Here is a 20,781-nt window from a genome sequence, read left to right as displayed (position 1 = left end):
GTAACAGGCTTTGGCTTGAACCGCTCGCCCGCTTAACGGAAAGGGGCGCCCCCAGCCGGGGGCGCCCCTTCTCGTACCGCTGTCTACGCGTTACGCGCTCTTCTCGTGCCGCCCGTCGTTCTTCACGATCCTCGGCACCAGCGTCGGGTTCACGTTGTTGCGCACCACGTCCGCCGTGATGACCACGCGCGCCACGTCCTTGCGGGACGGGACCTCGTACATCACCGACATCAGGACCTCTTCCATGATGGCCCGCAGGCCACGCGCGCCCGTGCCGCGCAGGATCGCCTGGTCGGCGATGGCCTCCAGGGCCGGGCGGTCGAAGTCCAGCTCGACGCCGTCGAGTTCGAAGAGGCGCTGGTACTGCTTCACCAGCGCGTTGCGCGGCTCGACGAGGATCTTGAGCAGGGCCTCGCGGTCGAGGTTGTGGACCGAGGTGATGACCGGGAGGCGGCCGATGAACTCCGGGATCATCCCGAACTTCACCAGGTCCTCGGGCATGACCTCCTGGAACTGGTCGCTCGCCTCGATCTCGCGCTTGGAGCGGATCGTCGCCCCGAAGCCGATGCCCTTGGCGCCCGCCCGCGACTCGATGATCTTCTCCAGGCCGGCGAAGGCGCCGCCCACGATGAAGAGCACGTTCGTCGTGTCGATCTGGATGAACTCCTGGTGCGGGTGCTTCCGGCCGCCCTGGGGCGGCACGGAGGCGGTGGTGCCCTCCAGGATCTTGAGCAGCGCCTGCTGCACGCCCTCGCCCGAGACATCGCGCGTGATCGACGGGTTTTCGCTCTTCCGGGCGACCTTGTCGATCTCGTCGATGTAGATGATCCCGGTCTCGGCCTTCTTGACGTCGTAGTCGGCCGCCTGGATCAGCTTCAGGAGGATGTTCTCGACGTCCTCGCCGACATAGCCGGCCTCCGTCAGCGCCGTCGCGTCGGCGATGGCGAACGGAACGTTCAGCATCCGGGCCAGCGTCTGCGCAAGGAGCGTCTTGCCGGAGCCCGTGGGCCCCAGCAGCAGGATGTTGGACTTCGCCAGCTCGATGGCGTCGTCACGGCCCGCCCCGCCGCCGTTCTCGCCGGCCTGGACGCGCTTGTAGTGGTTGTACACCGCGACCGAGAGGGCCTTCTTCGCGGGCTCCTGCCCGACGACGTACCCCTCGAGGAACTCGTAGATCTCGCGGGGCTTGGGGAGTTCCTCCCACCGCACCTCGCTCGTCTCCGCGAGTTCTTCCTCGATGATCTCGTTGCAGAGGTCGATGCACTCATCGCAGATGTACACACCGGGTCCTGCGATGAGCTTCTTCACCTGCTTCTGGCTCTTTCCGCAGAACGAGCACTTGAGCAGGTCGCCGCCATCACCGATGCGTGCCACGAGGTGCTTCCCCTTCGCCTGGGAGCGCCTGGTTCAGCGACTCCTGGTGCCTCATATTCGACGGTACCTTGCCGGGCCCCCCGTTCGGGCCCCCCTTGGCACGGTTCACATGGACGGGAATGCGCCATGATCACCGCCATGCTCCCCGTGCCGCGGGAAGGTCGAGCGTCAGGCTGCCGCGGCGGCCGTGCTCTTGCGGGTCGAGACGATCTGGTCGACGAGGCCGTACGCCAGGGCGTCCTCGGCGGTCAGGATCTTGTCGCGCTCGATGTCGTCGCGGATCTTCTCGATCGGCGTCGACGAGTGCTTGGCCAGCATGTCCTCCAGCTGCGTACGCATCCGGAGGATCTCCCTGGCCGCGATCTCCAGGTCGGAGAGCTGCTCACGGCCGGTGCCGCCGGACGGCTGGTGGATCAGCACGCGGGCGTTCGGCAGCGCCATCCGCTTGCCGGGGGTACCGGCGGCGAGCAGCACGGCCGCTGCGGAGGCCGCCTGGCCCATGCAGACCGTCTGGATGTCCGGCTTCACGAACTGCATGGTGTCGTAGATCGCGGTCAGCGCGGTGAAGGAGCCACCGGGGCTGTTGATGTAGATCGAGATGTCACGGTCGGGGTCCATCGACTCCAGGCACAGCAGCTGCGCCATGACGTCGTTGGCCGACGCGTCGTCGATCTGCACGCCGAGGAAGATCACGCGCTCCTCGAAGAGCTTCGCGTACGGGTCGTACTCGCGCACGCCCTGCGAGGTGCGCTCGACGAAGCGCGGGACGACGTACCGGTTGTCCACCTGGGGGCCGGAGTAGAGGCCGCTCGCGGAGAAGTTCGGGGTCATTGGGGTGTTCACCATCCTGGTGGCGTTCAGCGGGCTGGGATCGGTGCGGAAGGGCCGCGGGCTCAGGCGCCCGTGCCGCCGCCGCCCGGAACGCCCGAGGCGGCAGAGATGATCTCGTCGATGAGGCCGTAGTCCTTGGCCTCCTCCGCGGTGAACCAGCGGTCGCGGTCGCCGTCGCGGATGATCGCCTCGACGGTCTGGCCGGAATGCAGCGCGGTGATCTCGGCCATGCGCTTCTTCGTACGAAGGAGGTACTCGGCCTGGATCTTGATGTCCGAGGCGGTGCCGCCGATGCCGGCGGAGCCCTGGTGCATCAGGATGTCGGTGTTCGGCAGCGCGAAGCGCTTGCCGGTGGCGCCGCCGGTGAGCAGGAACTGGCCCATCGAGGCCGCCATGCCCATACCGATGGTCACGACGTCGTTGGGGATGTACTGCATGGTGTCGTAGATGGCCATGCCGGCCGTCACCGAGCCACCGGGGCTGTTGATGTAGAGGTAGATGTCCTTGTCCGGGTCGGCGGCAAGGAGCAGCATCTGCGCGGTGATCTTGTTGGCGATCTCGTCGTCGACCTGCTGGCCGAGGAAGATGATGCGCTCGCCGAGCAGCCGGTTGTAGACATGGTCGCCGAGGCCGCCACCGATGGACGGCTCACCCGCGGCGTAAGGCATCAGATTCGTCACGTATCCACCTGCTCGTCTCTGACGGCTCCGGCCGTCTCAGCGTCTCTCGTACTGGGGACGGGGTACGACCCTGCCCTCGTATTCATGGACCCTAACGCGCAGGTCGGACAACGCCATCCCGCTTCCCGAACTGTTCGCTGGGAGCGCAAGGTAGTTGGGGCGTCCGCGCGTTCGGACCGCATACGGTCACGGGCCCGGGCGCACCGCAGTGCGTCCGGGCCCGTGGACCGGTCCAGCGCGAGGCTCGGGCCTCGTTACTTCTCGTCGACCTCGGTGTCGCCGGTGGCGGCCTCGGCCGCGTCGGTGGCGGCCTCGGTCTCGTCCTCGTCGTCCTCGAGGTCGACGGTCTCACCGTTGGTGTCGACGACCTTGGCGGCCTCGACGACGACCGCGAGGGCCTTGCCGCGGGCGACCTCGCCGACGAGCATCGGCACCTGGCCGCCCTCGACGACGGCCTGGGCGAACTGGTCGGGGCTCATGCCGGAGGAGGCGGCGCGGCGCATGAGGTGCTCGGTGAGCTCCTCCTGGCTGACGTTCAGCTTCTCCTTGTTGACGAGCTCATCGAGGATGAACTGCGTCTTGATGCCCTTCTCGGCCTGCTCCTTGGTCTCGGCCAGGAACTCCTCCTCGGTCTTGCCCTGGATCTCCAGGTACTTCGCGAGGTCGAGGCCCATCTGGCCGAGCTGGTGGTGCTCCAGGTTGTGCTTGCGGGTGTTGATCTCGTCCTCGAGGAGCTTCTCGGGGATCGGGACCTCCGCCAGCTTCAGCAGCTCGTCGAGGACGCGCTCCTGGGCCTGGGTGGCCTGGTCGAACTGCTTCATGTTCTCGAGGCGCTTGCGGCTGTCGGCCTTCAGCTCGTCGAGGGTGTCGAACTCCGACGCCATCTGCGCGAAGTCGTCGTCCAGCTCGGGGAGCTCGCGGGCGGCGACGGCGGTGACCTTGACGGAGACCTCGGCGTCCTTGCCCTCGGCGGAGCCGCCCTTCAGCTGCGAGCTGAAGGTGGCCTCGCCGCCGGCCTCCAGGCCGGTGACGGCCTCGTCGATGCCGTCGAGGAGCTCGCCGGAACCGATGGTGTACGAGACGCCCTCGGCGACACCGTCGGGCAGGACCTCGCCGTCGACCTTGGCCTCGAGGTCGATGGTGACGACGTCACCGTCGGCGGCGGCGCGCTCGACCGGGTTGGTGGAGGCGAAGCGCTCGCGCAGCTGCTGCACGGACTTCTCGACGTCCTCGTCGGTGACCTCGACCGCGTCGACGGTGATCTCGATGCCGGAGTAGTCCGGGATCTCGATCGCCGGACGGATGTCGACCTCGGCGGTGAAGGCCAGCAGCTCGCCGTCCTTCAGCTCGGTGATGTCGACCTCGGGCTGACCCAGCGGGTTGACCTCGGCTTCGTTGACGGCCTCGGTGTAGAACTTCGGGAGGGCGTCGTTGACGGCCTCCTCCAGCACAGCACCACGGCCGAACCGCTGGTCGATCACGCGCGCCGGGATCTTGCCCTTACGGAAGCCCTTGACCGTGACCTGCTGGTTGATCTTCTTGTACGCCGCGTCGAGGCTGTCCTTGAGCTCCTCGAAGGGCACCTCGACAGTGAGCCGAACCCGGGTCGGGTTCAGGGTCTCCACGGCGCTCTTCACGGTTCGGTCTCCTTGGTGGCTGATTCTTGGATTCTGCCGGTGCCGCGCGGGGGCGGTTCCGGCCGATCGGCCCGGTCAGAGAGACACACGGGCACGCAGCTTGCATAGTAACCGCAAGCGGGAGGCGGCCCACAACGCGATCTTGTGTTCCGTGATCTTGGTGGTCGGGGTGGCGGGATTTGAACCCACGGCCTTCCGCTCCCAAAGCGGACGCGCTACCAAGCTGCGCCACACCCCGTCGGTGCGACACGTAGGGTACATGGACGGGGACAGCGCGACGCCCCCTGTGGAAGGAGCGTGCGGGGACCGCCCGGGACCCGCTACGATGCTGTCCGTGCCGCGGCCCTCGTGACCTGCGGCGCGCTCTGTGCGGGCGTAGCTCAATGGTAGAGCCCTAGTCTTCCAAACTAGCTACGCGGGTTCGATTCCCGTCGCCCGCTCCATACGCCGCCGGCCCGGCCCCTTCTGAGGGGCCGGGCCGGCGGCGTTCTCGCGTCACCCCGGAGCCTGTCGGCCCGGAGCGTGTCGCCTGGGAGCGTGTCGGCTCAGAACTTGATGGAGGCGACTGTCTGCGTTATCGAGTCGAGGAAGCGCTGGATGTCGTCGGCCATGCCCGTGGAGGCAAGGAAGAAGCCGAAGAGCACCGCGACGACGGCCGGGCCGGCCTTCAGGCTTCCGCCGCGGATCAGCACCACCATGATGATCGCCAACAGCAGCACCACGGACAGTGAAATGGCCACAACTGATCACACCCTCGGTCGGTCCCGCCTTGCCGCCCGGGAGCGTGCGTCACAGAACACCCCCGCAGCACCCATGGTGCCACCAACTTCCTGCCCCGGAACGCCCGGTGGGCAATCGTCCGCGTTCGAATCGAGCCAACCGTCGGGATTTCGTCTTGATCGTTACGGGGTGGGCAGGCCGAGGAGTTCCCGCACGTGGGCGTATTTGGCGGTCAGGCGGGTCCGGGTCGGGGTGTCGAGGACGGCGAGACGGGCGGGGTCGGCGTTGTGGGCGAGGTCGGACTCCTTGACCAGGAGGGCACCGGGGGTGGCCAGAATCCGCCGGGTGTAGCTCTCGGGTTCCTCGCCGGGGCGGCGGGTGAGGGCGAGGACCATGTCCTTCACCGCGCGCGGGAGTTCGGCGTCCTCCAGCCAGGCGGCGGAGAGGGCGTCGTCCTCCACCGCGTCGTGGAGCCAGGCCGCGGCGATCTGGTCGTCGGTGCCGCCGCGGGCGCGGACGCCGTCGGCGACCGCCCGCAGGTGTTCGGCGTACGGGCGTCCCGCCTTGTCGGTCTGGTCGTCGTGGGCCGCGACGGCGAGGGCTTCGACCTGGGCGAGGGTGAGGTGCGCCATGCGGTGACTCTACGGGTCGGGCGCCCCGCGCCCGTAGCCCCCGGGCGCCGCGGGCTCAGGTCCGGCGGCTGATGAGGAGGAGCGCGCGGTCGTCGTTGACGTCCTTGGCGCAGGCCTCGATCAGGTGCCAGGCGGCTCCCTCGAAACCGGTGGCGACATAGCGGTCGGCCTCGCCGGTGAGCCGGTCGATGCCCTCGGCGATGTCGCGGTCGGCGGCCTCGACGAGACCGTCGGTGAAGAGCATCAGGACGTCGCCGGGCCGCAGCGAGCCCTTGACCGGGTGGAACTCGGCGCCGTCGTACACGCCGAGGAGCGGGCCCTCGCCGGTCTTCTCCTCCCAGCGGCCGGTTCCCGCGTGGAGCTGGAGAGCGGGGAGGTGCCCGGCGGAGAGGAGTTCGTAGTCCCCGGACTCCAGGTCCAGGACGAGGTGGATGGAGGTGGCGAAGCCCTCGTCCCAGTCCTGACGGAGCAGATAGCCGTTGGCGGCGGGCAGGAAGCCGTGCGGGGGGAGGGAGCCGAGGAGGCCGCCGAAGGCGCCGGAGAGCAGCAGGGCGCGGGAGCCCGCGTCCATGCCCTTGCCGGAGACGTCGGTGAGCAGCACTTCGAGGGTGCGGCCGCCGTTGGTGCGGGCGGCGACGACGAAGTCGCCGGAGAAGGACTGGCCGCCGGCCGGGCGGAGCGCCATCTCGCGGTGCCAGCCCTGGGGGAGGCGGGGCAGGGCGCTCTGGATCCGGATGCGTTCGCGGAGGTCGAAGAGCATGGTGCCGCCGCGCCGCCAGGGCACGCCGACGCGGGCCCGGAACTGGGCGATGAGCAGTCCGAAGAGGCCGCAGGCCGCGACGACGAGGACCGTGCCCGGGGTGACGCGGGCGGGGCCCTCGGTGTACGGGCCGAGGACGACGGACTCGACGATCAGGGCGCCCGCGGCGGCCGCGTACAGGCCGAGCAGGCTGGCGGGGCGCAGCAGCAGGCCGCCCGCCACGATCGGCAGGACGAGGGCGGCGGGCGCGCACCACACCGGGTTGGCGAGGGTGCCGAGGGTGATCGCCGGGATGGTGAGCAGCAGTCCCGCCAGGGCGACCCAGTCGGAGCCGTCGCCGCGGAAGTAGTCGACGCCGGATTTGCGCAGGGCGACGCGGAGCCGGTGGGCGCTCTTGCGCAGCCGGGCTCCGTACGCGTCCACTCCGCTGCGTCGTCCCATTGGCCTGGACCCTATCCATCCGTCCGGGCCGCGTGCAGGGGGACCCCGAAGACGTCGCGCGCGAAATCGGGTCGCCCCGGGCTCGTGGGCGCTGGTATCGATGGCCTATGACGACGGAACTGCGGGTGCTTGACCCGGCCGAGTGGGACGACTGGTTCGGGACGCTGGAACTGGCGTTCGGTGGTGTCGCCGAGGCGCCGGAGGAGCGTGTGCTCTGGCGGGAGCTGACCGAGTGCGACCGCTCGATCGGGGTCTGGGACGGCGGGCGGTGCGTGGGGACGGCGGGGGCGTTCAGCTTCCGGTTGTCCGTTCCGGGCGGGGCGGTCGTGCCGGCGGCGGGCGTGACGATGGTGGGCGTGGACGCGACGCACCGGCGGCGGGGGATCCTGACGGCGATGATGCGGCGTCAGCTTGACGACGTACGGGCGGGCGGCGAGCCGCTGGCCGTGCTGACGGCCTCGGAGCCGGAGATCTACGGCCGGTTCGGCTACGGCATCGCCGCGTTCACGACGCGGGCGATCGTCGACACGGGCCGGGTGCGGCTCTCGGTGCCGGAGGGTGTGGACGCGGTGCGCCTGCGGCGGGCCGACCCGGCGACGGCGGCCCCGGCGTGCGAGGCGGTGTACGCCCGGCGGGTGCCGGCGCGGCCGGGGATGCTGGCCCGGCAGCCGGGCTGGGAGCGGCTGCCGCTGCTGGATCCGCCGGGTGAGCGGGGCGGGGCGTCGCCGCGGCAGTGCGTGCTGGCGGAGCGGGACGGGGAGGTCGTGGGGTACGCGCTGTACGCGGTCAAGCCGGAGTGGACGTACGCCGGGTCCGAGGGCGAGGTCGTGCTGAAGGACCTGGAGGCGCTGGACCCGGTGGCGGAGGCGGCGCTGTGGCGGTTCCTGTGGTCGATCGACCTGACCTCGTCGCTGCGGATCAACAGCCGGCCGGTGGACAGCGCGTGGGAGCACCTGGTGAGCGATGTCCGGCGCTGCGCGCCGACGCGCCGGGACGGCTTGCACCTGCGCCTGGTGGAGGTGGGGGCGGCGCTGGAGGCGCGGACGTATCAGGCGCCGGTGGATGTGGTGTTCGAGGTGGCGGACGCGTTCTGTCCGTGGAACGAGGGGCGCTGGCGGCTGACCGGGGACGCCAAGGGGGCGGTGTGCGTGCGTACCGCCGAGCCCGCGGATCTCGCCTTGTCCGTACGGGAGTTGGGGTCGGCGTATCTGGGCGGGACGTCGCTGGTGTCGCTGGCGGCGGCCGGCCGGGTGCGGGAGCTGCGCGGGGGCGCGCTGGTGGAGGCGTCGGTGGCGTTCGGGTCGCCCGTGGCGCCGTGGCTGCCGCACGGGTTCTGACGGAGGCGGCCGGCGGGGGGTGTCAGGTCTGCTGGCAGGTGGGGCACCAGAAGAGGTTGCGGGCCGCGAGGCCGGCGGTGCGGATGTCGGTGGCGCAGATGTGGCAGGGCATGAGGGCGCGGCGGTAGACGTAGACCTCGCCGCCGTGGTCGTCGATGCGCGGGGGGCGGCCCATCGCCTCGGGGGTGTGCTCGGGGCGGACGGTGTCGATGCGGTTGTGCCGGACGCCTTCGCGCATGAGCGCCACGAGGTCCGTCCACATCGCGTCCCACTCGCGGCGCTCGATGTCCTTGCCCGCGCGGTAGGGGTCGATGCCGTGGCGGAAGAGGACCTCGGCGCGGTAGACGTTGCCGACGCCCGCGATGACCTTCTGGTCCATGAGCAGGGCGGCGATCGTGGTGCGGGACCGTGAGATCCGGCGCCAGGCCTTGTCGGGGTCGTCGCCGGTCCGGAGCGGGTCGGGGCCGAGGCGGTCGTGTATCGCGTGCTTCTCGCCGTCGGTGATCAGCGCGCAGGTGGTGGGGCCGCGCAGGTCGACGTACGAAGCGGTGTTCGCGAGCCGCAGCCGCACGGTGTCCGTGGGCGGCGGTGCCGGGGTGTCTCCGAAGGTCACCTTGCCGAAGAGGCCGAGGTGGATGTGGATCCACTCCTCGCCGGGGAAGCCCAGGAAGAGGTGCTTGCCGTGCGCCTCGGTGGATTCGAGGACCGCTCCGTCGAGCAGGGCGGCGGAGTCGGCGAACTTGCCCTGCGGGCTGGAGACGCGCACGGACCGGCCGCCGAACCGTTCCCGGTGGTCGGCGGCCAGTCGGTGGATCGTGTGCCCCTCGGGCATCAGGCGGTGGGCTCCTGCGGGTGGTGGGCCGGGATCGGGGGGAGCTCGCCGGTGGTCTCGTACGCCGTGAGCATCTCGATGCGGCGGGTGTGACGCTCCTCACCCGAGTACGGCGTGTTCAGGAAGATCTCGACGAACTTCGTCGCCTCTTCCCGGGTGTGCATCCGGCCGCCGATGGAGACGACGTTGGCGTTGTTGTGCTCGCGGCCGAGGGCGGCGGTCTGCTCGCTCCAGGCGAGGGCGGCGCGGACCCCCTTCACCTTGTTCGCGGCGATCTGCTCGCCGTTGCCGGAGCCGCCGATGACGATGCCCAGGCCGTCCGGGTCCGCGGCCGTCCGCTCGGCGGCACGCAGGCAGAACGGCGGGTAGTCGTCGATGGCGTCGTAGATGTGGGGACCGCAGTCGACGGGCTCGTGGCCATGGGCCTTCAGCCACTCGACGAGGTGGTTCTTGAGTTCAAAGCCGGCATGGTCGGAACCGAGGTACACGCGCATGGGTCCGAGTGTGGCACGGCGCGAGCGGGGTAGCGGTCAGCGGGGTCGGGACCTCGTCCCGTGCCGGTACGGACCTTCGACCCTCGCGCAACGATCCGGAATCGGCTCTTCCGATCACCCGGGTCCACGGGTTTCAATGCTCGTTGCTCGCGACCCGAGCGCACCCCAGACGTAAGGAAGCGTTCATGACCACGCAGCCGACCCTTGCGAAGGAAGGCCACAGCACCGGTAACCCCGGTGATTCCCAGCCCTCCGACGGACTCAAGGCCGGTCTCAAGAACCGTCACCTCTCGATGATCGCCATCGGTGGCGTCATCGGCGCCGGACTGTTCGTCGGCTCCGGCTCCGGCATCGCCGCGGCCGGTCCCGCCATCCTTCTGTCGTACGCCCTCGTCGGCACCATGGTCGTCTTCGTGATGCGGATGCTCGGCGAGATGGCGGCGGCGCGGCCGACGTCCGGCTCCTTCTCGACCTACGCCGACCAGGCGCTGGGCCGCTGGGCCGGATTCACCATCGGCTGGCTCTACTGGTTCTTCTGGGTCGTCGTCCTCGCCGTCGAGGCGACCGCGGGCGCGGTGATCCTGGAGTCCTGGATACCGGCCGTGCCGCAGTGGGCCTGGGCGCTCATCGTGATGGTGGTCCTGACCGCGACCAACCTCGCCTCCGTCTCCTCGTACGGAGAGTTCGAGTTCTGGTTCGCCGGCATCAAGGTCGTCGCGATCGCCGCCTTCGTGGTGGTCGGTCTCCTCGCGGTCTTCGGCGTGCTGCCGGGCTCGGACAACCCGGGCGCGGGCTTCGCGCACCTCAGCGACGCCGGGGGCTTCCTCCCGATGGGCGCGGGCGCGATCCTCACCGGTGTGCTGATGGTCGTCTTCTCCTTCATGGGCAGCGAGATCGTCACCCTGGCCGCCGGCGAGTCCGAGGACCCGCAGCGGGCCGTCACCAAGGCCACCAACAGCGTGATCTGGCGGATCGGCGTCTTCTACCTGGGCTCGATCTTCGTCGTCCTGACGCTGCTGCCGTGGAACGACAAGTCGATCGTCGAGAAGGGCTCGTACGTCGCCGCCCTGGACTCCATCGGCATCCCGCACGCCGGCCAGGTCATGAACGTGATCGTGCTGACGGCCGTGCTGTCCTGCCTGAACTCGGGCCTCTACACCGCCTCCCGCATGGCCTTCTCGCTCGGCCGGCGCGGGGACGCGCCGAAGTCCTTCGCCAAGGTCAACAAGCGGGGCGTGCCGACGGCCGCCATCCTCTCGTCCGTGGTCTTCGGCTTCGTCGCGGTCTTCTTCAACTACCAGTGGCCCGACACCGTCTTCGCGTTCCTGCTGAACTCCTCCGGTGCGGTCGCGCTCTTCGTCTGGCTGGTCATCTGCGTGACCCAGCTGCGGATGCGCGGGATCATCCTGCGCGAGACGCCCGAGAAGCTGATCGTGCGGATGTGGCTCTTCCCGTACCTGACCTGGGCGACCATCGCGATGATCGTCTTCGTCCTCGGCTACATGCTCTACGACGGCGGCAGCGCCCGGGAGCAGGTCGTGCTCTCGCTGCTTGTGGCGGCCCTGGTGCTGGTGATCGGTCTGGTCAAGGAGCGGTTCGCGAAGGCCACGCGGGACGAGATCAGCCACTGATCCACTCCGGTCCCGGGGCTCGCCCCGGCCCGGCGCATCACCGGTCCCCGCCCGACGTACCGCGTCGGGCGGGGACGGAAAAGCTCTCCGTACGCCGATCACCTCGGCGGCGGAGAGCTTTTCCATGTCGGGACGGAGGAGGGGGCTCAGCCCTTGCGGCCGGCGAGCTTCCACGCGGTCGGCAGCAGACCCATCGCGAGGACGGCCTTGAGGGCGTCGCCGATGAGGAACGGGGTCAGGCCGGCGGCGACCGCCTGCGACAGCGTCATGCCGGTGGCGAGGGCGAGGTAGGGCACGCCGACGGCGTAGATGATCAGGGAGCCGAGCGCCATCGCGCCCGCCGTACGGAGCACGGAGCGGTCGGCGCCGCGGCGGGCGAGGCCGCCGACGACGGTGGCGGCGAGCACCATGCCGAGGAGGTAGCCGAAGGACGGCATGCCGTATCCGGAGGTGGCCTGGGCGAACCAGGGCACGCCCGCCATGCCGGCGAGGGTGTACACCGCGAGGGCGAGGAAGCCGCGACGGGCGCCGAGCGCGGTGCCGACGAGCAGGGCGGCGAAGGTCTGGCCGGAGACCGGGACCGGGGAGCCGGGCACCGGGACGGCGATTTGGGCAGCTATGCCGGTGAGGACGGCGCCGCCGGCGACCAGCGCGAGGTCGCGCACGCGGCTGGGGGCGCCTCCCCGCTCGAAGAGCCGGGGGGAGGGCAGCAGGTCGGCCAGCACCGTCCCGGCGCGCAGGGGACGGAGAGGGGCGGCGGCGGTGCTCATCGGTGCTCCGGGGGGTGAGAGGGGTCCCCCGGGCCCGCGGGGCGGGGGGAGGACGAGGACGGACGGATCGACCGTAGTGGAGGAGTGAACGCTCGATCACCATCAGCCATGGACAAAGCGGAGGTTGAGGGTTTCGTGGAGTTCACACAAAGGTCCGGGATCTCTCCGTGCGCTACGTGACGCTTGTCACGGGGAAGGCTCTCCAAGAGGTCCCTTTTGCGCCGAGGGCGGCTCACCAGGGAGACTGTGCGGTCTCCATAAAACGTTCCGAGAGCACGAGCACCCATGCGCGACGCACCACCCGCCTCCCCGGCGTCCCTCGCACCCGAACCGGAGCCGTTGTCCCACGGGCTGAAGCAGCGTCATCTGACGATGCTCGGCCTGGGCGGGGTGATCGGCGCCGGGCTCTTCGTCGGCTCGGGCGCGGGCATCGCCGTCGCCGGACCCGGCATCGTGCTCTCGTATCTGATCGCCGGCGTCCTCGCCCTGCTGGTCATGCGGATGCTCGGGGAGATGTCGGCGGCGATGCCGGCCTCCGGCGCCTTCTCCGTCCACGCCGAGCGGGCGCTCGGCCGCTGGGCGGGCTTCTCCGTGGGGTGGCTGTACTGGTTCCTGCTGGTGGTGGTGCTCGCCGTGGAGGCGACGGGCGCGGCCCGGATCGCCAACGGCTGGGTGCCGGGGATCCCCCAGTGGGGCTGGGTGCTGCTGTTCATGGTCGTGTTCACCCTCGCCAACCTCGCGGCGGTGAAGAACTTCGGCGAGTTCGAGTTCTGGTTCGCCGCGCTCAAGGTCGGCGCGATCGTCCTCTTCCTCGCCCTGGGCGCCCTCGCCGTCGTCGGGTGGCTCCCGGACACGGACCCGGTGGGGATGGCCAATCTGACGGGGCAGGGCGGTTTCCTGCCGGCCGGCTGGGAGGGTGTGGTCTCCGGCGTCCTCGCCGTCGTCTTCGCCTTCGGCGGCCTGGAGGTCGTCACGATCGCCGCCGCCGAGTCGGACGACCCGGCCCGCAACGTGGCGCGCGCGGTGCGCAGCGCGGTCTGGCGGATCCTCTTCTTCTACGTCGGCTCGATGCTGGTGATCGTGACCCTGCTGCCGTGGACCGCGATCGTGCCGGGGCAGTCGCCGTACGTCGCCGTCCTGGACGCGGTCGGCGTCCCGGGGGCGGGTCAGATCATGAACATCGTGGTGTTCGTGGCGCTGCTCTCGGCGCTGAACGCGAACCTCTACGGCTCCTCGCGGATGGTCTTCTCCCTCGCCGAGCGGGGCGAGGCTCCGCAGGGGCTGCTGAAGGTCTCCGGCGGCGGGGTGCCACGGCGCGCCGTGCTCGCCTCGGTCGCCTTCGGCTTCGTCTCCGTGCTGCTCAATCTGAAATGGCCGGATTCCGTCTTCCTGTACATGCTCAACGCGGTCGGCGCCGTCCTCCTCTTCGTCTGGGGCCTGATCGCCGTCTCGCAGCTGAGGCTGCGGCCCCGGCTGGAGCGGGAGGCCCCGGAGCGGCTGACCCTGCGGATGTGGGGGTTCCCGTGGCTGACGTGGACGGCGCTGGCCGCCATGGTGGCCGTGTTGGTGCTGATGCTGGCGGACGACGGATCGCGGCCGCAGGTGCTGTGGTCGGCGGCGGCCACCGGGGCGGTGCTGCTCGTGGCGTGGGTGCGGGAACTGCGTACGAAGCGGAGGTGAATCTTCACCTTGTGTGAAGCTGGTGCCCGTATAGCGGACATACGTTCCCTGTAAGCGGTGTGCCCACTCAGACTTGGCGCGTTCCCCCGCTTCCGGCCAATGAACAGGGCGATCCATGTCCCGGACCAGCGCGCCCGCGCCCGTCGACCGCAAGGACGACGGCGCGACCCCCTCCTCCGGCCTCACCCACGGCCTCAAGCAGCGCCATCTGTCGATGATCGCCCTCGGCGGCGTCATCGGCGCGGGCCTCTTCGTCGGCTCCGGCGCGGGTATCGCCGCCGCCGGCCCCTCGATCGTCATCGCGTACGCGATCTCCGGGCTGCTCGTCATGCTCGTGATGAGGATGCTCGGCGAGATGTCGGCCGCCAACCCGGCGTCGGGCTCCTTCTCCGTCCACGCCGAGCGGGCCATCGGACCGTGGGCCGGCTTCACCGCCGGGTGGGCCTTCTGGTTCCTCCTCTGCGTGGCCGTCGGCCTGGAGGGCATCGGTGCCGCCAAGATCATGACCGGCTGGTTCCCCGGGACACCGGAGTGGGCCTGGGTGGCCCTCTTCATGCTGGTGTTCTGCGGCACCAACCTGGCGGCGGTGAAGAACTTCGGCGAGTTCGAGTTCTGGTTCGCCGCGCTCAAGGTCGGCGCGATCGTCCTCTTCCTCGGCATCGGCGTGCTCGCCATCGTCGGGGTGCTGCCCGGCGCGGAGGCCCCCGGCGCGGCGAACCTCACCGGGGACGGCGGATTCTTCCCCCACGGCTCCGAGGGGCTGATCGTCGGCCTGCTCGCCTCCGTCTTCGCGTACGGCGGTCTGGAGACCGTCACCATCGCCGCGGCCGAGTCCGAGCACCCCGTCCAGGGCGTCGCCAAGGCGGTCCGTACGGCGATGTGGCGCATCGCGCTCTTCTACATCGGCTCGATGGCGGTCATCGTCACCCTCGTCCCCTGGGACGACAAGGCGGTCGTCGAGAAGGGCCCGTACGTCGCCACGCTCGACCACCTGGGCATCCCGGCGGCCGGCCAGATCATGAACGTGGTCGTCCTGATCGCCCTGCTGTCCGCGATGAACGCCAACATCTACGGCGCGTCCCGCATGGCCACCTCGCTGGTCGCCCGCGGCCAGGGCCCGAAGGCGCTGGGCCGTACCTTCGGCGGCGTGCCGCGCCCCGCCGTGCTGGTCTCCTCGGTCTTCGGCTTCGCCTGTGTGCTGCTCTCCTACTGGCGGCCGAACGACATCTTCATCTGGCTCCTGAACACCATCGGCGCGATCATCCTCGTCGTCTGGTTCTTCATCGCCGTGTCGCAGCTGCTGCTGCGCCGCAGGACCGAGCGCGAGGCGCCGGAGAAGCTGGTCGTGAAGATGTGGGCGTACCCGGTGCTGACCTGGGTGGCGCTGGGCGGCATGGCGGCGATCTTCTTCCTGATGGCGCGGGACGAGGGCACCCGCGTGCAGCTGTACTGGACGGGCGCCCTGACCCTGCTGCTCGCCGTCATCGGCTTCGCCCTGCAGAAGGCGCGCGGACGGGCCGCTCAGGACGCCTGACCCTCCCCGCCCGTACGGCTGAGAGCCCCCGGATCCGTCGATCCGGGGGCTCTCTCCTTTTCCGGGCGTTTCGGACACGGCCTAGGTCGAAGGGCTGATCAAACTCGGGGACCAACTGCTGTTAGCCTGCACTTGCATATAGGTTGCAATAAGCACCAGCAGCGAGAGGCTCGGCACATGGCGATCTACACCCTTCCCGAACTGCCGTACGACTACGCGGCGCTGGAGCCGGTGATCAACCCGCAGATCATCGAGCTGCACCACGACAAGCACCACGCCGCCTACGTCAAGGGGGCGAACGACACCCTCGAACAGCTGGCAGAGGCGCGCGAGAAGGACCAGTGGGGCGCGATCAACGGCCTGGAGAAGAACCTCGCGTTCCACCTCTCCGGCCACATCCTGCACTCCATCTACTGGAACAACATGAACAGCCCGAAGGAGGGCGGCGGCGGCGAGCCGCTCGCCGCCGACGGCGTCGGTGAGCTCGCGGACGCGATCACCGAGTCCTTCGGCTCCTTCGCGAAGTTCAAGGCCCAGCTGACCAAGGCCTCCGCGACCACCCAGGGCTCCGGCTGGGGCGTCCTCGCCTACGAGCCGATCAGCGGCCGGCTCATCGTCGAGCAGGTCTACGACCACCAGGGCAACGTCGGCCAGGGCTCCGTCCCGGTCCTCGTCTTCGACGCCTGGGAGCACGCCTTCTACCTGCAGTACAAGAACCAGAAGGTGGACTTCATCGAGGCCATGTGGCAGGTCGTCAACTGGCAGGACGTGAACAAGCGCTACCAGGCGGCCCGGAACTCCGTGCCGCTGATCTCCTTCTGATCCCTCCGGATCGGAACCCTCCGCGTCCTGCTCGTGATCGTCTTCTCAACCTTCGCGTGCGGACGGATGAAAGAAGAACCCCCGTGATGACGTGAATCACGGGGGTTCTTCCCTGTCCGGGCCCGGGCACCGGCGCCGGGGCGGGGGCCGCCGAGGGGCGGCTACTCGAAGCTCGGGGCCGCCGTCCGCGTGCGCTTGATCTCGTAGAAGCCGGGCGTCGCCGCCACCAGCAGCGTGCCGTCCCACAGCCGGGCCGCCGCCTCGCCGCGCGGCGTGGGCGTGACGACCGGCCCGAAGAAGGCGACCTCGTCGCCGTCCGCGCCCGGGACGGAGATGACCGGCGTGCCGACGTCCTGGCCGACCTTCTCGATGCCCTCCTTGTGGGAGGCGCGCAGCTCGCTGTCGTAGGTGTCCTTGTCGGCGTACTCGACCAGGTCGGCCGGCAGGCCCACGTCGGCGAGGGCGGCGGCGATGGCCTCGCGGGTGGGGCCCTCGCCGTCGTTGTGGAAGCGGGTGCCGAGCGCGGTGTAGAGCTTGCCGACGACCTCGTCGCCGTGCAGCTGCTGGGCCGCGATCACCACGCGGACCGGGCCCCAGGCCTTAGTCTCCAGCATGTCGCGGTACTCCGCGGGCAGCTCGTCCAGCCGGTTCTCGTTGAGGACGGCCAGGCTCATGACCTTCCACCGCACGTCGACCGGGCGCACCTTCTCCACCTCCAGCATCCAGCGGGAGGTCATCCAGGCCCAGGGGCACAGCGGGTCGAACCAGAAGTCGGCGGTGGTCCTGCTCTCGGACATGTCACTCCTCGTGAATCGCTCGCGCAAGGCTGTCTGACGGATATCGGTACGCCGAAGGGAGCAACACCACCGCGTGGCGGACGCATTCCCCGAGTGCCCGGCGTCAGTGGCACATGGGAGGATCGGTGCTGTTTCGAACGTGCCACGAAGGAGTGACCGTGCCCGGAGAGAATCTGTCCCGCGACGAGGCCCGCGAGCGGGCCGAGCTGCTGACCGTCGACGGGTACGAGGTCGCCCTCGACCTGCGCTCGGCGGTCGGCGAGTCCGGGGACGGGGTCGCCCCCGCCGAAGGCAGGGGGAGGGCGCGGACCTTCCGCTCGGTGACGACCATCCGCTTCCGCCGTACGGGCACGGGCTCGGCGACGTTCGTCGACCTGATCGCCCCGGCCGTGACGTCGGTGGAGCTGAACGGCCGGGCCCTGGACCCCGCCGTCGTCTTCGACGGCGCGCGGATCGCGCTGGACGGTCTCGCCGACGAGAACGTCCTGGTGGTGGACGCCCAGTGCGCCTACAGCCGCACCGGAGAGGGCATGCACCGCTTCGTCGACCCGGAGGACGGCGAGGTCTACCTCTACACGCAGTACGAACCGGCCGACGCCCGCCGGGTGTACGCCAACTTCGAGCAGCCCGACCTGAAGGCGCCGTACCGCTTCGAGGTGACCGCGCCCGACGACTGGACGGTCTGGTCCAACGGCGCGGGCGAGAAGGGCGCGGACGGCGTGTGGCGCTTCGCGGAGACCGCGCCGATCTCGACGTACATCACCTGCGTCGTCGCGGGGCCGTACCACTACGTCACCGACACCTACCGCCGCGGGGACGTCGAGATCCCGCTCGGCGCGATGTGCCGCAAGGGGCTCGCGAAGCACTTCGACGCGGACGACGTCTTCCTGGTCACCAAGCAGGGCTTCGACTTCTTCCACGACAACTTCGACTTCCCCTACCCCTTCGGGAAGTACGACCAGGCCTTCGTCCCCGAGTACAACCTCGGCGCGATGGAGAACCCCGGCATGGTGACCTTCCGCGAGGAGTACATCTACCGCGGCAAGGTGACGCAGGCGGCGTACGAGCGCCGGGCGAACGTCATCCTGCACGAGATGGCGCACATGTGGTTCGGCGACCTGGTCACCATGGTGTGGTGGGACGACCTGTGGCTGAAGGAGTCCTTCGCCGACTTCATGGGCTCGTTCTCGCTGGCGGAGGCGACCCGTTTCACCAACAGCTGGGTGACCTTCGCCAACAACCGCAAGGCGTGGGCGTACCGCGCCGACCAGCTGCCGTCCACCCACCCGATCACGGCCGACATCCGTGACCTGGAGGACGCCAAGCTCAACTTCGACGGGATCACGTACGCCAAGGGCGCCTCGGTCCTCAAGCAGCTGGTGGCGTACGCCGGGCGGGACGCGTTCCTGGAGGGCGCGCGGCGCTACTTCAAGCGCCACGCCTACGGGAACACGCGTCTGACGGACCTGCTGTCGGTGCTGGAGGAGACCTCCGGCCGCGACATGAAGGCGTGGTCGCGGTCCTGGCTCCAGACCTCCGGGGTCAACACGCTGACGCCGGTGGTGACGTACGACGCCGAGGGCCGGATCACCGAGCTGGCCGTCTTCCAGGACGGCGAGGAACTCCGCCCGCACCGGGTGAAGGTGGGGCTGTACCACCTGTCGCCGGAGGGCGCTCTCGTCCGGTACGCCCAGGCCGAGGCGGACGTCACCGGGGCGCGGACGGTCGTGCCCGGTCTGGCCGGATCGGCCCGGGCCGAGCTGGTGCTCGTCAACGACGACGACCTCACGTACTGCAAGGTCCGCTTCGACGAGCGTTCGCTCGCCACGCTGCGGGCCCACCTCGGCGACATCACCGATCCGCTGGCCCGCGCGCTGTGCTGGTCGGCGCTGTGGAACCTGACGCGGGACGGTCTGATGCCGGCCAGGGACTTCCTGGCGATCGTGCTGGAGTTCGCGGGCCGCGAGACGGACATCGGCGTGCTGCAGATGGTGCACGCCTGGGCCCAGTCGGCCGTCACCCACTATGCCGCGCCCGCCTGGCGGGCGGAGGGCGGCCGGCTGCTCGCCGAGGGCGGCCTGCGCGAGCTGCGGCTGGCCGAGCCGGGCAGTGAACACCAGCTGACCTGGGCGCGGTTCTTCGCGGCGGCCTCCTCGTCCGACGCGGACTTCCAGCTCCTCGAAGGGCTGCTCGACGGCTCCGCGAAGATCGACGGCCTGGACGTCGACCAGGAGCTGCGCTGGTCGTTCCTCACCCCGCTCGCCGCCCACGGCCGGGCCGACGAGGCGCGGATCGACGCGGAGCTGACCCGGGACGACACGGCGACCGGCAAGCGGCACCAGGTCCGATGTCTGGCGGCCCGGCCGTCGGCCGCGGTCAAGGCGCAGGCGTGGGCGCAGGTCGTCGAGTCCGACGCGCTGTCGAACGCGCTCGTCGAGGCGACGATCGCCGGGTTCGTCCAGCCCTCCCAGCGCGAGCTGATCGCGCCGTACGCGGAGAAGTACTTCGCGGCGATCGAGCGGCTGTGGGCGGACCGTTCGATCCAGATCGGGATGGACGTGGTGCGGGGTCTCTTCCCCGGTCTGCGGGACAGCGAGGAGACCCTGGCGGCGACGGACGCGTGGCTCGACGCCCACGCCTCGGCCGCCCCGGCGCTGCGCCGGCTGGTCCTGGAGTCCCGGGACGACCTGGCGCGGGCGCTGCGCGCGCAGGCCTGCGACGGCCTGGCGGGCTAGCCGCGGATCAGGGGGCGGCGGCCCCGGTGGCGAGCGGTGCTCGCGGCCGGGGCCGTCCGCTGTTCCGGCCCCGGCGGGGGCGGGGTCTGATCGGCAGTCGAACGCGCGTACTTTAGGGCGAGCTTGTCCCTAAATGTCGACGGCCTTGTAACAGCGGTTAGCGGACGGCCGGGCGGCGGAAGACCCCCGGCATGAACCACAACGCCCCCATCACCCCCCGCCCCGCCTCCCTCCCCCTCACCGGCGACGACCGACTGCGGGAGGCGCTCGGCTACGCCCGGCACCGCGGCGGCTGCCTGCCGGCCCAGACGCCCGAGGCGATGATCACCGGTCTCGCCGCGCTGGCCCTGCACCGCTTCGAGGCCGCTCCCCCGCCGCTCGCCCTCGACCGGATCGACGTCCTGGTGCCCCGCACCCGCCGGCTGCGCTCCACCGCCTCGGTGCGGGTCGTGCGCGCCCAGGAGCCGCCGGTGCCGGTGGAGATCGCCGGGGTGCCGGTCGCGCCGGTCGCCCGGGCGCTCGCCGACGCGGTCGCCGTCGTGGCCGACCCGGCGGTGGTGCGCCGGCTGCTCACCGAGGCGGTGCGCGGTGGGCACTGCGAACCGAGCACGGTGGTACGGGAGTTGAACCGGGCCCGGCTGCTGAGCCGGCCCCATGTGGTGGACGCGGTGGACGCGCTGCTCGCGGAGGGCCGCTCCCTGGCGGAGGAGCGGCTCTACGAGATGGTGCGGGCGTTCGCCCTGCCGGACCCGCTGTGGAACGTGGATCTGCGGCTGCCCGGCGGCCCCCACCTGGGCGGCCTCGACGCCTACTGGCCGGACCAGGCGGTGGCGGTGGAGCTGGACACCCGGGCGCCGCGGCAGGACGACGACGCGCTGTGGTCGGAGTACACCCGCAAGCGCGAGCACCTGGAGCGACTCGGCATCACGGTGGTCCACCTCACCCCCCGCAAGCTGCGGGAGGCGATGGACCAGCAGGCCACCATCGTCCGCACGGCCCTGATGGCCGCGTCGGACCGGCAGCCCGCCGCCTATGTCGTCGTCCTGCCGCGGTAGCGGCCCCCCGGCGGCGCGG

General features: G+C 70.4%; 18 protein-coding genes and 2 tRNA genes. 8 read left to right on the top strand and 12 right to left on the bottom strand.

What is annotated here, in order from left to right; all coding sequences use genetic code 11:
* Positions 1 to 90: 90 nt before the first annotated feature.
* The 5 genes from clpX to ACZ6RC_RS01670 all read right to left on the bottom strand — a co-directional run bounded on the left by clpX (position 91) and on the right by ACZ6RC_RS01670 (position 4,760).
* A complete protein-coding gene (gene clpX / locus ACZ6RC_RS01690) occupies positions 91 to 1,374 on the bottom strand; it encodes an ATP-dependent Clp protease ATP-binding subunit ClpX (protein ID WP_158987286.1) in 1,284 nt (427 codons plus the stop codon).
* Positions 1,375 to 1,542: 168 nt separating this feature from the next.
* Complete coding sequence (locus ACZ6RC_RS01685) at positions 1,543 to 2,220, bottom strand: ATP-dependent Clp protease proteolytic subunit (RefSeq protein ID WP_391142674.1); 678 nt, start codon at positions 2,218 to 2,220, stop codon at positions 1,543 to 1,545.
* A gap of 47 nt (positions 2,221 to 2,267) precedes the next feature.
* Complete coding sequence (locus ACZ6RC_RS01680) at positions 2,268 to 2,873, bottom strand: ATP-dependent Clp protease proteolytic subunit (RefSeq protein WP_391143333.1); 606 nt, start codon at positions 2,871 to 2,873, stop codon at positions 2,268 to 2,270.
* Positions 2,874 to 3,139: 266 nt separating this feature from the next.
* The gene (gene tig / locus ACZ6RC_RS01675) at positions 3,140 to 4,522 is read right to left on the bottom strand and encodes a trigger factor (RefSeq protein ID WP_391142676.1); all 1,383 of its coding nucleotides are present in this window, start codon (positions 4,520 to 4,522) and stop codon (positions 3,140 to 3,142) included.
* A gap of 161 nt (positions 4,523 to 4,683) precedes the next feature.
* Positions 4,684 to 4,760, bottom strand: a tRNA-Pro gene (locus ACZ6RC_RS01670).
* Between the two features lie 131 nt (positions 4,761 to 4,891).
* On the opposite strand from ACZ6RC_RS01670, the gene ACZ6RC_RS01665 reads away from it, so the two are divergent.
* Positions 4,892 to 4,965, top strand: a tRNA-Gly gene (locus ACZ6RC_RS01665).
* 102 nt (positions 4,966 to 5,067) lie between these two features.
* Here ACZ6RC_RS01665 and ACZ6RC_RS01660 read toward each other — a convergent pair.
* The 3 genes from ACZ6RC_RS01660 to ACZ6RC_RS01650 all read right to left on the bottom strand — a co-directional run bounded on the left by ACZ6RC_RS01660 (position 5,068) and on the right by ACZ6RC_RS01650 (position 7,075).
* The gene (locus tag ACZ6RC_RS01660; protein ID WP_030210679.1) at positions 5,068 to 5,262 is read right to left on the bottom strand and encodes a hypothetical protein; all 195 of its coding nucleotides are present in this window, start codon (positions 5,260 to 5,262) and stop codon (positions 5,068 to 5,070) included.
* Positions 5,263 to 5,424: 162 nt separating this feature from the next.
* Entirely contained in the window at positions 5,425 to 5,874 is a 450-nt protein-coding gene (locus ACZ6RC_RS01655; RefSeq protein WP_469578637.1) for an HD domain-containing protein, read from the bottom strand.
* Between the two features lie 55 nt (positions 5,875 to 5,929).
* A complete protein-coding gene (locus ACZ6RC_RS01650) occupies positions 5,930 to 7,075 on the bottom strand; it encodes a PP2C family protein-serine/threonine phosphatase (RefSeq protein WP_391142681.1) in 1,146 nt (381 codons plus the stop codon).
* Positions 7,076 to 7,182: 107 nt separating this feature from the next.
* Here ACZ6RC_RS01650 and ACZ6RC_RS01645 point away from each other — a divergent pair, with 107 nt between their 5' ends.
* Entirely contained in the window at positions 7,183 to 8,412 is a 1,230-nt protein-coding gene (locus tag ACZ6RC_RS01645; RefSeq protein WP_469578635.1) for a GNAT family N-acetyltransferase, read from the top strand.
* Between the two features lie 22 nt (positions 8,413 to 8,434).
* On the opposite strand, the gene ACZ6RC_RS01640 is transcribed toward ACZ6RC_RS01645, so the two are convergent.
* Positions 8,435 to 9,244 carry an Fpg/Nei family DNA glycosylase gene (locus ACZ6RC_RS01640; protein ID WP_469578633.1) on the bottom strand — a complete coding sequence of 270 codons (810 nt, stop codon included), beginning with the start codon at positions 9,242 to 9,244 and terminating at the stop codon, positions 8,435 to 8,437.
* Complete coding sequence (locus ACZ6RC_RS01635) at positions 9,244 to 9,738, bottom strand: ribose-5-phosphate isomerase (RefSeq protein ID WP_391142687.1); 495 nt, start codon at positions 9,736 to 9,738, stop codon at positions 9,244 to 9,246. The genes ACZ6RC_RS01640 and ACZ6RC_RS01635 overlap by 1 nt, the downstream gene beginning before the upstream one ends.
* Before the next feature lie 185 nt (positions 9,739 to 9,923).
* On the opposite strand from ACZ6RC_RS01635, the gene ACZ6RC_RS01630 reads away from it, so the two are divergent.
* Positions 9,924 to 11,369, top strand: coding sequence for an amino acid permease (locus ACZ6RC_RS01630; RefSeq protein ID WP_391142688.1), 1,446 nt, complete (start codon positions 9,924 to 9,926; stop codon positions 11,367 to 11,369).
* A gap of 146 nt (positions 11,370 to 11,515) precedes the next feature.
* On the opposite strand, the gene ACZ6RC_RS01625 is transcribed toward ACZ6RC_RS01630, so the two are convergent.
* The gene (locus ACZ6RC_RS01625) at positions 11,516 to 12,139 is read right to left on the bottom strand and encodes a biotin transporter BioY (RefSeq protein ID WP_469578631.1); all 624 of its coding nucleotides are present in this window, start codon (positions 12,137 to 12,139) and stop codon (positions 11,516 to 11,518) included.
* A 285-nt stretch (positions 12,140 to 12,424) separates the two neighbouring features.
* Here ACZ6RC_RS01625 and ACZ6RC_RS01620 point away from each other — a divergent pair, with 285 nt between their 5' ends.
* From ACZ6RC_RS01620 to ACZ6RC_RS01610, 3 genes are all read left to right on the top strand, one after another.
* Positions 12,425 to 13,819, top strand: coding sequence for an amino acid permease (locus ACZ6RC_RS01620; RefSeq protein ID WP_469578629.1), 1,395 nt, complete (start codon positions 12,425 to 12,427; stop codon positions 13,817 to 13,819).
* A gap of 115 nt (positions 13,820 to 13,934) precedes the next feature.
* The gene (locus tag ACZ6RC_RS01615) at positions 13,935 to 15,353 is read left to right on the top strand and encodes an amino acid permease (protein WP_391142696.1); all 1,419 of its coding nucleotides are present in this window, start codon (positions 13,935 to 13,937) and stop codon (positions 15,351 to 15,353) included.
* Between the two features lie 177 nt (positions 15,354 to 15,530).
* A complete protein-coding gene (locus tag ACZ6RC_RS01610; protein WP_391142699.1) occupies positions 15,531 to 16,175 on the top strand; it encodes a superoxide dismutase in 645 nt (214 codons plus the stop codon).
* Positions 16,176 to 16,336: 161 nt separating this feature from the next.
* Here ACZ6RC_RS01610 and ACZ6RC_RS01605 read toward each other — a convergent pair whose 3' ends face one another.
* On the bottom strand, positions 16,337 to 16,972 hold the full coding sequence (locus ACZ6RC_RS01605) for a mycothiol-dependent nitroreductase Rv2466c family protein (RefSeq protein ID WP_391142700.1): 636 nt from the start codon (positions 16,970 to 16,972) through the stop codon (positions 16,337 to 16,339).
* 158 nt (positions 16,973 to 17,130) lie between these two features.
* Between ACZ6RC_RS01605 and pepN the strand changes: the two genes are divergently transcribed.
* Together pepN and ACZ6RC_RS01595 are read left to right on the top strand one after the other, a co-directional pair.
* Entirely contained in the window at positions 17,131 to 19,707 is a 2,577-nt protein-coding gene (pepN, locus tag ACZ6RC_RS01600; protein ID WP_469578626.1) for an aminopeptidase N, read from the top strand.
* 191 nt (positions 19,708 to 19,898) lie between these two features.
* On the top strand, positions 19,899 to 20,762 hold the full coding sequence (locus ACZ6RC_RS01595) for a hypothetical protein (protein ID WP_469578624.1): 864 nt from the start codon (positions 19,899 to 19,901) through the stop codon (positions 20,760 to 20,762).
* Positions 20,763 to 20,781 lie beyond the last annotated feature (19 nt).

The sequence above is a fragment of the Streptomyces sp. NPDC048353 genome, from assembly GCF_055587165.1.
Note: the sequence above shows the minus strand (reverse complement) of the source record. Positions and strands in the feature narration are given on the sequence as shown.